The 12,571-nt window shown below is 59.6% G+C and carries 12 protein-coding genes; 5 read left to right on the top strand and 7 right to left on the bottom strand.

What is annotated here, in order from left to right; all coding sequences use genetic code 11:
• Positions 1-59: 59 nt before the first annotated feature.
• A complete protein-coding gene (locus tag X756_RS147990) occupies positions 60-971 on the bottom strand; it encodes a S1C family serine protease (RefSeq protein WP_023730412.1) in 912 nt (303 codons plus the stop codon).
• A 427-nt stretch (positions 972-1,398) separates the two neighbouring features.
• On the opposite strand from X756_RS147990, the gene yghU reads away from it, so the two are divergent.
• Positions 1,399-2,268, top strand: a complete 870-nt coding sequence (gene yghU / locus X756_RS147995) for a glutathione-dependent disulfide-bond oxidoreductase (protein ID WP_023730411.1) — start codon at positions 1,399-1,401, stop codon at positions 2,266-2,268.
• A 120-nt stretch (positions 2,269-2,388) separates the two neighbouring features.
• Here the strand turns inward: yghU and X756_RS148000 are convergent, their stop codons facing one another.
• Positions 2,389-3,588 carry a PLP-dependent aminotransferase family protein gene (locus X756_RS148000; RefSeq protein WP_031238816.1) on the bottom strand — a complete coding sequence of 400 codons (1,200 nt, stop codon included), beginning with the start codon at positions 3,586-3,588 and terminating at the stop codon, positions 2,389-2,391.
• A 269-nt stretch (positions 3,589-3,857) separates the two neighbouring features.
• Here X756_RS148000 and X756_RS148005 point away from each other — a divergent pair, with 269 nt between their 5' ends.
• Positions 3,858-4,598, top strand: a complete 741-nt coding sequence (locus X756_RS148005; protein WP_023697773.1) for a sulfotransferase family protein — start codon at positions 3,858-3,860, stop codon at positions 4,596-4,598.
• Positions 4,599-4,620: 22 nt separating this feature from the next.
• Here X756_RS148005 and X756_RS11850 read toward each other — a convergent pair whose 3' ends face one another.
• The 4 genes from X756_RS11850 to X756_RS1000000169400 form a co-directional block, all read right to left on the bottom strand.
• Positions 4,621-4,809, bottom strand: a complete 189-nt coding sequence (locus X756_RS11850; RefSeq protein ID WP_023671412.1) for a hypothetical protein — start codon at positions 4,807-4,809, stop codon at positions 4,621-4,623.
• Between the two features lie 284 nt (positions 4,810-5,093).
• The gene (locus X756_RS148010; RefSeq protein WP_023685922.1) at positions 5,094-5,798 is read right to left on the bottom strand and encodes a Crp/Fnr family transcriptional regulator; all 705 of its coding nucleotides are present in this window, start codon (positions 5,796-5,798) and stop codon (positions 5,094-5,096) included.
• Between the two features lie 169 nt (positions 5,799-5,967).
• On the bottom strand, positions 5,968-6,141 hold the full coding sequence (locus X756_RS1000000169405) for a hypothetical protein (RefSeq protein WP_023689840.1): 174 nt from the start codon (positions 6,139-6,141) through the stop codon (positions 5,968-5,970).
• Between the two features lie 140 nt (positions 6,142-6,281).
• Entirely contained in the window at positions 6,282-6,437 is a 156-nt protein-coding gene (locus tag X756_RS1000000169400) for a hypothetical protein (protein ID WP_023671409.1), read from the bottom strand.
• 618 nt (positions 6,438-7,055) lie between these two features.
• Between X756_RS1000000169400 and X756_RS148015 the strand changes: the two genes are divergently transcribed.
• Entirely contained in the window at positions 7,056-7,937 is an 882-nt protein-coding gene (locus X756_RS148015; protein WP_023730409.1) for a hypothetical protein, read from the top strand.
• A 122-nt stretch (positions 7,938-8,059) separates the two neighbouring features.
• Here X756_RS148015 and X756_RS01000000165685 read toward each other — a convergent pair whose 3' ends face one another.
• Positions 8,060-8,620, bottom strand: coding sequence for a methyltransferase domain-containing protein (locus tag X756_RS01000000165685; RefSeq protein WP_245264528.1), 561 nt, complete (start codon positions 8,618-8,620; stop codon positions 8,060-8,062).
• 816 nt (positions 8,621-9,436) lie between these two features.
• On the opposite strand from X756_RS01000000165685, the gene X756_RS148020 reads away from it, so the two are divergent.
• Entirely contained in the window at positions 9,437-10,039 is a 603-nt protein-coding gene (locus tag X756_RS148020; protein WP_156941393.1) for an ABC-three component system protein, read from the top strand.
• A 570-nt stretch (positions 10,040-10,609) separates the two neighbouring features.
• Positions 10,610-12,517 (top strand): AAA family ATPase, encoded by a 1,908-nt coding sequence (locus X756_RS148025; protein WP_198020035.1) that lies wholly within the window; start codon positions 10,610-10,612, stop codon positions 12,515-12,517.
• Positions 12,518-12,571: the final 54 nt, after the last annotated feature.

Here is a 12,571-nt window from a genome sequence, read left to right as displayed (position 1 = left end):
TCCTTCGCGCCCCCCTCTGCCCTGCCGGGCATCTCCCCCACTTGGGGGGAGATTGGCTTTCACTGCAGATGCGGTTTCTTCAAGAAACTGTTGCGGTCGGCGGATTTTACCCTGAGCCAGGTTTCGCGGCCGCCGCGTACGACCCTGAGAGGAATCTCCGAACCCGCCGGATTCTGCCATAGCTTGCGGTAGAAATCGGCGAGCCCGTCGACCTCGCCATCGCGCACGTCGGAGATGATGTCGCCCTGGCGCAGGCCGGCCTTGGCGGCGGGGCCGCCTTCGGCGACGCTCATCACCACGACCGCGCCGTTCGACTCGGCCGAGAAGGCGCCGAGCCATGGGCGTGGCGGCTTCGCCACCTGGCCGCGCGTCAGCAGATCGTCGAGGATCGGGGTCAGAAGGTTGATCGGCACGACCATGTTGATGTCGGCGACCTCGCCGTTGCGGCTCATCTGCAAAAGCAGCGAACCGATGCCGAGCAGGCTGCCATCCTGGCCGATGAGCGCCGCGCCGCCCCAGGACGGATGCGCCGGGGCAATGAAGATCGCCTCGTCGAGCAGATATTCCCAATAGCCGGCGAATTCCTGCTTGGTGACGATGTGTGCCTTGACCGAGCGGCCGGTGCCGTCGGCAAACACCACGGGGTCGCCGATCTTGGCCTTCGAGGCGTCACCCAGCGCCACCGCCGGCAGGCCGAGCGGCGCCAGCGCCTGCACCAGGCCGAAGCCTGTCTCCTGGTCATAGGCCAGCGCATGCGCCGGCACGACGCGGCCGTCCTGGTCGGTCAGCCAGACCTCCTCGGCCTCGGTGATGAGATAGCCTATGGTGAGCACCAGCCCGTCGCCGCGGATGACGACGCCGCTGCCTTCCCGGCGCGTGCCCAGGGCATTGGCCGTGAAGGCATCGTCGGGAACCATGGCGCGCACGCCAACGACGGAGCGCAAGAGCGGGGAAACGGGATCGACGGGCATGCTTTCATCCTGGCAGATATGCGTGGGCAGTATCCTCTATAGGTATGCCGCGCTGCACAGGGCGCAAGGGCTTAGGCAACAAGGCAATCATTTCAGAGGCTGGCGCTGCCCCTCATCCGCCTGCCGGCACCTTCTCCCCGTATAGTGACGGGGAGAAGGGAGATGGCCGCAACATCGGCGCTCTTGGCAACGCTGGCAATTGGGGAAATCAGTAGGCGACAGCGTCCTTCTCCCCGTCACTATACGGGGAGAAGTGCCCGGCAGGGCGATGAGGGGCGGCGCCGACATCGATAATAGTTCAACACAAGTTGAACCTTTCTGAATTGCACCTATGTGTTCCCGTATCTAGGTTCCGCCGACTTTTCCGCCATCAGTCTCGCGCCGTCGCGCAAGTCGTTTCGCCCGCCAAACCCAAGGAATTTCCCGCATGACCGAATACACCCCGCCGAAAGTCTGGAGCTGGAAGAAAGCCAATGGCGGTACGTTCGCCAGCATCAACCGGCCTATTGCCGGTCCGACGCATGACAAGGTGCTGCCGGTCGGCAAGCATCCGCTGCAGCTCTATTCGCTGGCGACGCCGAATGGGGTCAAAGTGACTGTCATGCTGGAGGAGCTTCTGGCGCTCGGCCACAAGGGCGCCGAATACGACGCCTGGCTGATCCGCATCAACGATGGCGACCAGTTCGGCTCGGGCTTTGTCGAGGTCAATCCCAACTCCAAGATCCCGGCGCTGCTCGACCGCAGCGGCAAGACGCCTGTCCGCGTCTTCGAGTCCGGTTCGATCCTGCTTTATCTCGCGGAAAAGTTCGGCGAATTCCTGCCGACCGAACAGCCGGCGCGCGCGGAAACCTTGTCGTGGCTGTTCTGGCAGATGGGCTCGGCGCCCTATCTCGGCGGCGGCTTCGGCCATTTCTACGCCTATGCGCCGGAAAAGTTCGAATACGCCATCGACCGCTTCGCCATGGAGACCAAGCGCCAGCTCGACGTGCTCGACCGGCGGCTGGCCGAGACCGAATATCTTGGCGGCGCCTTCTATTCGATCGCCGACATGGCGGTATGGCCCTGGTATGGCGGCCTTGCGCTCGGCCGCATGTACAATGATTCCGCCGAATTCCTGTCGGTGCAGGACTACGAGCACGTACAACGCTGGGCCAAGGCGATCGACGCCCGCCCGACCGTGCAACGCGGCCGCATGGTCAACCGCGCCTTCGGCGACCCCGCCATGCAACTGCACGAGCGCCACGACGCCAGCGATTTCGAGACGAAGACGCAGGATAAATTGGTGGTGGCGGAGTGACTTTTTTACCCTCCCCCTTGTGGGGAGGGTCGATCCGCAAAGCGGATCGGGGTGGGGGTCGGCGCCAAGCACCCCCACCCGACCTTCGGTCGACCTCCCCACAAGGGGGAGGTAGGGCGCCTAGCTCTTCATCAATTTCGCCAGCCTCGGCACGCCTTCACCCACGGCGCGTTCATCTGCGAGCGTAAAGCTCATCCGCATCGTGTTGCGTCCCGAACCGTCGGCGTAGAATGCGTTGCCCGGCACGAAGGCCACTCGGGCTTCCTTGACCGAGCGGGCGAGCAGTGCCGTGGCGTCCGCACCTTCAGGCAGCGTCAGCCAAACGAACATGCCGCCTTCCGGCCGGCTCCAGCTGACGCCATCCGGCATTTCCGCTTCGAGTGCTGCAAGCAAGCCGTCGCGGCGCTGGCGGTAGGCGCCGATCAGCTTTTCCACCTGGCCGTCATACACGGCCTCGGAGACGCGGTGCATGACCAGCTGGTTGATCGACGGGCTGTGCAGGTCCGACGCCTGCTTCATCAGCACCAGCCGCTCGACGACACGGCGCGGCGCGCAGACCCAGCCGACGCGCATGCCCGGCGACAGGATTTTGGAGAACGAGCCGCAATAGAGCGTGCGGGCGTTTTCGATGCCGCCTGAGCGTTCGCAGTCGAGCGCCAGCATCGGCGGCTGGCCCTCGCCGTCATAGCGCAGCGCGCGATAGGCGGCGTCCTCGATGACGGCAATGTCGAGCTCGCCGGCGAGGTCAAGCACCGCCTCCCGCTGCTGGCGATTCAGCGTCTCGCCGGTCGGGTTGGCGAAATCGGGCACGAGATAGGCGAATTTCACTTTGCCGCCTGCAGCGGCAGCCGCCGCCTGGTAGGCGGCGGGCGTCATGTTGCCGCCATCCGGCGTCAGCCGGTCGTAGCGCGGCTCATAGGCGTTGAAGGCCTGCAGCGCGCCGAGATAGGTCGGCCATGTTACCAGTGCCGTGTCGCCGGGCGACAGGAACAGCTTGCCCAGATAATCCAGCGCCTGCTGCGAGCCGGAGGTGATGAAGATGTTGTGCTCGTCGCAGGCGATGCCAAGCTTGCCCATCTGGCCGGCCAGCCATTTTCTGAGCGGCAGATAGCCTTCGGAGACCTGATACTGAAGTGCTGCGCTCGCCTCCGCGCCGCCCAGCACCGAGGCGTAAGCATCGGCGATCGCCTGCGCCGGAAACAAGGCCGGATCGGGGATGCCGCCGGCAAAGGAGATGATGTCGGGCTGGTCGAGCAGTTTGAGCAGCTCGCGGATTTCCGACGCCTTCATGCGCGAGGCGCGCGACGCCAACAGGTCCATCAAACTCACGAGCCAACCTCCCGGGATACGGCATCTGGTCCAGCATGACCGTCCCGGCCATGCGAATTTAGGTCAATCTGGCTGACCTATTATCAGGCTCCCCCACCCGCGGGAATAGCCAGACCGTCATTCCGCGTGGCCCAGACGAAAAAGCAAACACATTTCTGCCCTGGACAGGGAAAATTGTTGCGCGCCGAGGGGCGCGGATGCAACCTCATTCCGGGCGGACCGGCATAAAAAGAAAAGCGGTCTCAACAAGGGGGGTTAAAATGACGCTTGAGCTCATCGGGGCCGGATTCGGCCGCACCGGCACATGGTCGACCTTTGCCGCGCTGAACAGGCTGGGCCTTCCCAGCTATCACATGCAGGAAGTCATCCTCAACAAGGCCAACAAGGGCCATCTCGACTTCTGGCGCAAGGTGGCCAACAGCCCGCCCGGCAGCCAGCACGACTGGACCAGAGTGTTTGCCAATTACAAGGCGACGGTCGACAATCCGGGATGCTGCGTGTGGCGCGAATTGATGGCCGCCTATCCCGACGCCAAGGTGCTGCTCACCCTGCATCCGCGCGGCGCCGAGGCCTGGTACGACAGCACGATCGACACAATCCACTTCACCGAGACATTGTGGCAGTTCAAGGTGCTGGAATGGCTGACGCCGTTCGGCCGCAAATTCGGCGACATGTCGCACAGACTGATCTGGGGCCGCACGCTTGCCGGCGTGATGGACGACCGCGCCAAGGCGGTGGCGCGCTACAACGCCTATACCGAGGAGGTGATAGCGGCCGTGCCGCCGGAGAAGCTTCTGGTGTTCAAGGTCAGCGATGGCTGGGCGCCGCTCTGCGGCTTCCTCGGCGTGGCGCTGCCCAACGAGCCTTTCCCCAACCTCAACGACCGCGAAAGCGTGAAGAAGATCATCCGCGACATCATCAAGGGCAGCTACATCATGCTGGGGCTGTCGGTGGCGGCGGTGCTTGCGGCGGTCGCGGCGCTGTGGTGGTGGCTGGGGTAGCCGCCGGACCGTCAGAATATTGCTACTTGCGCGTGATCCAGCCGAGCAGATCCGGCTCGACGTCTTCGTGGTCGGTCAGGTCGCGAACCAGGGAGGCGGCGAGCGCGCGCCACCGCTTTTCCGGGACATTGTCTTCCATCACCGATTTGATGAAGGCGGCGCGCAGGATGGCGCAATCGAAGGCGGATACATCGAAAAGCAGTTCTGCCATTTCGGTTTTCCCCGTTCACATCGGGCGGGCGGGCCTGTCGAAGCCTCAGGCGCCAGCGCCCCATATACATGGTCGACGACAGCAGATTCATACTCTTGCCGAACCAAGGTTCAACACAATTCGATTGTACGGTTTTTACCAAGCGATTGCGGTTCGTTGCCCGCTTTTGCGCCGATGCTAGATTTGCCGGGCGGCCTCTCCCCAGATGGCCGCAAATGGCCGGCGCGGCTCTGGCAACATGCTTTCACCGGCATTCGCGTCGGCCATTTCCAGCCCTGCCAGGCTCAGCCCAGCAGGCGTTCGTATTCGGCCTCGGCCTGGCCGTAGAAGCCGTCGGCGACGGCGATCAGGCCATCCCGGTCGCGGATGACGATCTCGCCGCGCCGCGACCGGATCAGGCCGCGCCCTTCCAGGATCTGCAGGCCGATGGTGACGCCCGGACGCCTGACGCCGAGCATGACCGACAGGAACTCATGCGTGATCTGGATCTGATGGCCGACCACCCTGTCGTCACACATCAGGAGCCATCTGGCCAGCCGATCCTCGAGCTTGGCGCGGGCATTGCTCAGCGCAGTGGATTTGGTCTGGCCGTGCAGATAATGGGCATAGCGCAGCAGGAAGGCGCGAAGCGTCGGGCTTTTCTGCAACGCTGCCTTGAACGGCTCGGAATCGATGCACACCGCCTCGCCCGGCATCTGCATGTAGCAATCATGGGGCGCCCAGTCGGCGCCCATCACCAGAGCGGAGCCCGACATGCCTTCGTGGCCGATGATGCCGACCTCGGTGTCCAGGCCCGGCCGGTTCCTCGCCACCACCGAGGCCAGGCCGCTTTCCAGGAAGCATACCGAGGCGACCGGCTCGCCCGCCATTTCGAGCGGGGCTTTGAGATCGAGCACACGATGGTGCAAATGCGGCGCAAGCAGTGCGAAGTCGGCCGGGTTCATGCGGCGCAAAAGGCCGCTTTTCTCCTTGCTGACCGACTGGTCCATCGCTCTCTCCCCAAGGGCAAGAGCACATGTCATCTCCCAGCCGTCGGCGCCCTGCCCAAATGCAAACGGTCATTGGACGATAGCTGACTCGGATTCAGCCATTGTACTTCGTACAAAACCGACAAATCAGGGGCGACGCCCCATGGATCAATCCAGCAGCTTTCCTGGATCAGCGCTTCGGGCGGTCAGCCGCAACCATGCGCGCTTCGCGCACGATGGACGAGCGATCGTTGCCGATCAGCGATGCGATCTCTTGTATCTGCTGCTCGGAGGCCCCGGTTTCCCGCGCCAAGGCCGCGAGCGCCTCGGCGCTCAGACCGGACTGTCTCGGTTGCTCCGCCATGGCTCCAATGCCTCCTGTCGGGGCAGGAGTGCGATGGTCGCTCCCAAGCGTCAGCGCCCATTGATGTGGCCGACGATGCTGCACTGTACGCTTCCGAACAATCGATGGCGAGCGATATATTAGCGACGCTGGATGCGGCCCTAGAACGGCAGCCTTATCTCATCGATCGACCTCGACTCCGTCCAGCCAATGTCCTTCTGGATCTCCGTCGGCAGCGCATTCAGTGCGCGCACGGTCTTCCTGTGCTTGCTGGCGCGCGCCAGGGCAGCGCGAATTCTGCTGAGACTTTCAAACATCGGTTACCTCCATGCAGCAGCAGAGCGCTGCCTTAGGCCCGCTCTTGCACGGCCTCTGTAACCGATCGATTGCGCGGCAACGGTGAAGCGCTTCACAAACCGATGCCGGCCAGAAACATTTGTATACAAATTAGTTGCGCTCCCGCGGTGGCGTGATCCGACCTATGGCAGGGCGATCGCATATGGCGCTCCCTCGGGTTCGGCGACCCACCTACCCTTCGTCGGCGCAAGGCGATCACATATGAGTTCTTACGAAGAGGACCCCCACCCTAACCCTCCCCACAAGGGGGAGGGAACGCTGCCGCAAGCCACCCATTCTGGCGTGGAACCTAGGCGATTTGCGGCGATCAGCGCCTACCAAGTCTCCCTCCCCCTTGTGGGGAGGGATTAAGGGTGGGGGTATTCGCTGGCGCCGCCTTATGCGATTGCCCTGCCCTCCTCCGCGCCATCGCCGGCATCGGCGTCCGCCAGCCTCGCCTATGGACGAATCCCATCATGCGCAATAAGGATGGGGTCTGCCGTGGCGCTTTCGCGCCGGGGCAGGCGACGTTCGTTCAATGACGCTGCGCCGGGCGCCTTTGACGCCCCGCAAAAGTGTCGATACCGGGGGATCTGGTCATGACCGACAACAAGCCGACCGTAGACGTTACCAAGGACTGGCAGGCAACGCAGGGCCAGAAGTCCGGCGCCACGCGGCTGCGCCTGTTCGCCGTGCTGTCGTGGGTCATCGCCATTGGCGGCGAGATCGCCGGGATCGTCTTGCTCTACAAGCACAAGTTCGACCAGGGCAACCTGCCGCTGCTGATCGGCATCCTGGTCGGGATCGCGATATTCGCCATCGTCGGCAGCCTGCTCTGGAAGGCGGCCAACCGGAAGGACCCGGCCCGCGAATCCGACACGTTCAGGTTCTTTGTCCAGAACCAGCTCGGCGCGATCATCACGCTGATTGCCTTCCTTCCGCTGGTTCTCTTGATCCTCAACGACAAGAACATGGACCCGAAGAGCAAGAAGGTGGCCGGCGGTATCGGCGCCGTGCTGGCCGTGCTGGCGACGCTGATCGGGGTCAGCTACCAGCCGCCATCGGTCGAGCAGTACACGCAGGACATGAACACCTGCGCGGAACAGATCAAGGCGGGGCAGCCGACCACGGCCTGTTCGCCCGAGGTCGCCGCCCAGGCGCAGGCGATCGCCACCGACTCCACCACGGTGGCCGCGGCGACGAAGGACGCGGCACACCCCAATGGCCAGGATGTCGTCTACTGGATCGCGCCGGAAAACGGCGCCGCCAAGTCCGACACCGAGCATGTCTTCCACCTCTGCGCAGCCGTCAGCCCGCTGAAGGACAAGACCGTCAACAGCGGCTCGGTAACGGAAGCCTACGCCCAGAACGCCATCCGCATCACCAAGCAGATCGAGATGGAACAGAAGCAGTGCGGGTTCACGGCGGCACCGGCGGCAGCGCCCGTGGCACCGGCGCCGGCGCCCGCTCCGGCGCAATAATCCACCCACGTTCAAGGCGCGCCCGGCAGGGCGCCCCTATAGCTTTCTGAAAAAACCGGACAGAATGTTGGGACCCACGTCGCCCGGCCGCAGCCTGATTCCGTCCTCGAATCCGTTCAGCGTCACGCACTCAAAACCATGGTGCCCCAGCAGCGCCACCAGCGATTGACGGTCGAAATGGTGCAGGTGCTCGTTGGGCAGACGCATGCGCCACGTCTCGAACCACGCATCGCCCTCGGCACCGAGTTCACGCCAACGCAATAGGGCACGGCGATGGCCAGATGGCGGGCCTGAAAGCGGGCGAGGAAACCCAGGTCCGGGATGTGCTCGAGCACGTCGAACATGGCGACGAGATCCCACGCGCCGGCAAGCGCCTCTTCCCAATCGACAAAGCACACACCCTCGGGCAGCGGAAACCGGGTGATGTCGCAGCCGGCGCAGTCGGCAACCCCGGTAATTTTGGCGGCTTCGACGAAGGTGCCGGTGCCATAGCCAATCTCCAGCACGGATCGCGGTATCTGGCCGGTGATCCCCAGCACCCAGCCAAGCCGCTGATAACCGAGCTTGATGGTCCGGTCGCTGAGATCCTCGTAATAGGAAATGTACTGCTTGTCGTACGTGATCGGCGTGGCGTCGATCTGATGGATTACGCCGAAGCGGTCTACCTCGTAATTGTCTAGCATGAGTGCTGCCCCCAGGATGCGGATACTTACCTGTTGGAGCTAAACGCAAGGTAAGCGGCTGGGTGGCAATCCCAGCAGGGCGGCTACATCGCCGTGACTATTCCGAACCAAAGGCTCACTTTCAGCCAACCGCTTTTGCGGCTCCGCTGACCGCACGCGCATCAAACGAGCCAAGCTGCGATACCCATCGGGCAACACCTGCGAGAGCTGCCTTCAATTGTCCGCTCATGGCCCGAAGCGAGCATGATCTACCCGCCGGATAGGATGCTCCAGAATTGATGGAATGCGCTCAAGTTGATCGCATCGTTCCGGCAAAATCCGACGGCGTCTCATTCGGGCCGTTGGTGGACAAACCCCTTGTAAGACGACAATTTGAACAGCTTTCTTCGCGGTGGGGGCAGCGCGTTAGCTAGATTCCCCCCTGTCAACGACTTCTTCGGCCAACTCGACGACTTGAAAAAAGCATCTCCATCAGGCATGTCTCGGAACACTAGCTATGCTTTGGCAGCGAAGCCGACCCGATCTCATGGCCTAAATGTTCTGAAAGAGATATTCGTACGGTTGACGAAGTACCGTTTTTCGGCAAGTTCGTTGGTCTAATTGCTCGACTCTGCGTTCCCGCAAGCAGTCAATGAGGTGAACCTTGAAAATCCTGTCCGAATATATGGAAATTGTAACAGGGGTTATCGGCTTCCTCTTGGGGTGCGGCTTCACGTTAACTGTGCAGAAATTCCGCCAAGGCAAGAACTCAAGCTACTCGGATCAACGTAGTTCCCGAGTCGGCGGCGACCAGGCTGGCCGGGATATCCATAAGTCGTGAGCCTACTTACTACCAGTGATCTCAGCACTACCAGCGATCTGAGCCAATCTCTCGTTGTCGGAGATCAGGCCGGCAATAACATCACCAAGATAACGAATTACAATAAAGTTGATGGGGTAAAGCCATCACAAGTGAACCGTCTGCTGAAACAGCTTTCCGAACAAATTGAAAAAGACGAATCGATGGTTGGATTTGTTGATGATTTGCAGTTTTTTATTGACAACAGAGACGGCGAGACTGTTGTTGGACTGAAAGCAAAATTGACAATTTGCGGTCGATCTGCCGCTTTTGGAGATGCCAAAAAGAAGAAGGAGCTCTTTGCAAAGCTCCTATTGAAATTTGAGCGATTCTCGAGCGCCCAACAACTTTTTGCCTACATCATGGCTGCGATCCACGAGACTTTCGATTCGAAGATATTACCTTCGGCAGGTTCACTGTCATCACAACAGATCGACGAGTTGATAGATACCCAAATCCTCGACAAGATAATGGCGGAGATAGGTGACGGATCGGATCACATAACCTTAAATAGAACACACCTAAAAGGTATGATATATTGGCTGGCAGATAAATGCTACGTGCGATGGCACTGTGATTAACATTACCTACCTTCCAGCAAGCGATCCATTCCATGCAATTTTTCGCATGTTTGTTCTTTTTCCTTACTATGATTCAGCGCCATGCCCCTACGAGGCGACACGCATCCTAGACTTCTACATTTGCTTTCCAGTCCTAATCTCGGAGTTCAAGCCGCCGAGGGCGTTAGTCAAGCCTTACAACGCGTTGAAGCGTCGTTACACCCCGAACAGCTATCAGGTAACACCCAAGCCCTCTGTTTTGTTTAATAGAATGCGTGGCGCCCAGAGCGTTGCAACCAGTAGCTTGCAGTCCTATGGCTTCCTACAATCCGAGGCATTTCGAAATGGGATTGTCTCCCGAACGCAAAAGCAAATGCCAGATCTAATAGCCCTAGCGNCTACAATCCGAGGCATTTCGAAATGGGATTGTCTCCCGAACGCAAAAGCAAATGCCAGATCTAATAGCCCTAGCGGTCGAAACCCACCGCAAGGATCATGCGGATCTTGTTGATTTCTTGACGGAGCTCAAGGCTCTAAGCCCATATGGACCGACCGGTCTCCGGGCACGCGGCGAGCTCGAGGAATTCCGCTATGACAATGTTTAAGCCAAATATTCGGGTAGAGCGTCTTCAGGTCACCGCTAAGGGCAAAGTGGCTTATGATGAGAATTTTCACTCCGGCCTTAACATCATCCGAGGCGAGAATAGCTCAGGCAAGTCCACTCTCATGGACTTCATATTCTATGCCCTAGGTGGAGACCTGAGCGACTGGCGCGAAAGCGCCATGCGTTGCGACACGGTGATCCTGCAAGTCGCGCTCAATGGAAGATCGGCGACTTTCGCGAGAGATATCAGCGAGCAGATCGGCCGTCCTATGCGAATTTTCATTGGCACCATCGACGAAGCCTCCGGAGTGGGGCAGGAGCAATGGCAACTTTACCCTTACGCGCGCGGCTCAAAGGACAGCTTCTCTCAGGTCTTATTTAGATTTCTGGGGTTGCCAGAGGTCCAATATGCAGTGACTGATACGAAGATCACAATGAATCAAGTTCTGCGTCTTCTCTATGCCGACCAACTGAGCCCAGTCGAGAAGTTGTTTAGGCCACAGCGTTTCGACGACGCAATCACCCGTCAGACGGTCGGGGAGTTGCTATGTGGCGCATTCAGCGCTCGTTACTACAACGCTCAGATACGGCTGGGTCAGGCAATTAAAGAGCTCGACATAGCCGAAGCTCAGATCAAAGCGATCATCAGATCACACGGCAGAGATGGAAACCCGCTAACAACGGAGTGGTTTGCAACTGAGACCGCGAGCTACAATCAACAACTTGAATCGACGACTGCCGAGATTACTAAACTTGAAGAGAGTATCTTTCATACTCAATTTGATGATCGGCTGAGCCTCAATGATCAGGAGGAAACATACAAAAACATTGTAGATCTACAGGCAAGAATCGCCAGGTTGCAGGAGGAAACCGACAGCCTAGAGCTTGAGAGGGCCGACTCACTGCAGTTCATTAATGCATTGGATGAAAAGCTCGTTCAGCTACATCAGTCCGATACGGTAATCGATCAGTTTAGAACCCTAGAGTACGAGTATTGCCCGGCCTGTTTGGCGCCTATCGATAAGCACGGAATAGAGGGGGCATGCGGCCTCTGCAAATCGGCTTACGACCCTCGTGAAACAAAGGCCCGTTCGTTAAAGCTGATCAATGAGTTCGCCCGTCAGCGTCAAGAATCGTTAGAGCTTCAGGCCGAGCGTGTTGAGGAGGTTGAGCGTTTGCGCGAGACTTTGGCCAGCACCAAGGCACTTTGGGTACAGGCATCTCGTCACTACCAAGTTGCCGTCAGATCACCGACCACTGAGCTTCGATTGCGTCTGCGCGAACTGAACCGTTCCGCAGGGTATCTGATGAGGCAAATTGAGGATCTCGCCGGGAAGGCCGGCGTCATCGAACAACTGGCGGCCCTATCGAAAAATGCCGAAGATCTTAGGGGTGAGACCCGGGCGCTTAAGGGAACAATCGAGGCGGAGAAGCAGAAAAATTCTACCCAAGTATCGCGCGCTAAGACTGCGATCGCTGATCTGGTTGTACAATTCCTCAAGCGGGACTTAGCACGACAAAGCACGTTTCAGAATGCGGAGAGCGTTACGTTTGAGTTCGATGGTGACCGCATCGCCGTCAACGGAGACAGTTTCTTCTCTGCCAGTTCGATGGTCTATCTCAAAAACAGCTTCCTGGCCGCATTCTGTTTTGCTGCGGCCCAAGACCCGACGTTCAACCACCCCCGGTTTTTGCTAATGGATACCGTGGAAGACAAGGGGATGGAGCCAGAGAGAAGCCAGAACTTCCAGAAACTCCTTTTTGAATACTCAAAGAGGGCAGTATCAGAGCACCAAATAATAATAGCCACGTCAATGATCGCGCAAGACTTGAACGTTCCTGAAGTCACTATCGGCGATTTCTACACCCACGATAAGAGAACATTAGCGTATTGAAAATACACCGCCATCATGTCGTTGGAGGCAACTTGATGTCGGTCTGTGGCACGG

It is taken from the genome of Mesorhizobium sp. LNJC405B00, assembly GCF_000502615.1.
Taxonomy (GTDB): domain Bacteria; phylum Pseudomonadota; class Alphaproteobacteria; order Rhizobiales; family Rhizobiaceae; genus Mesorhizobium.
The sequence above is the reverse complement of the archived record's forward strand: the minus strand, read 5'-3'. Positions and strand labels throughout refer to the sequence as shown.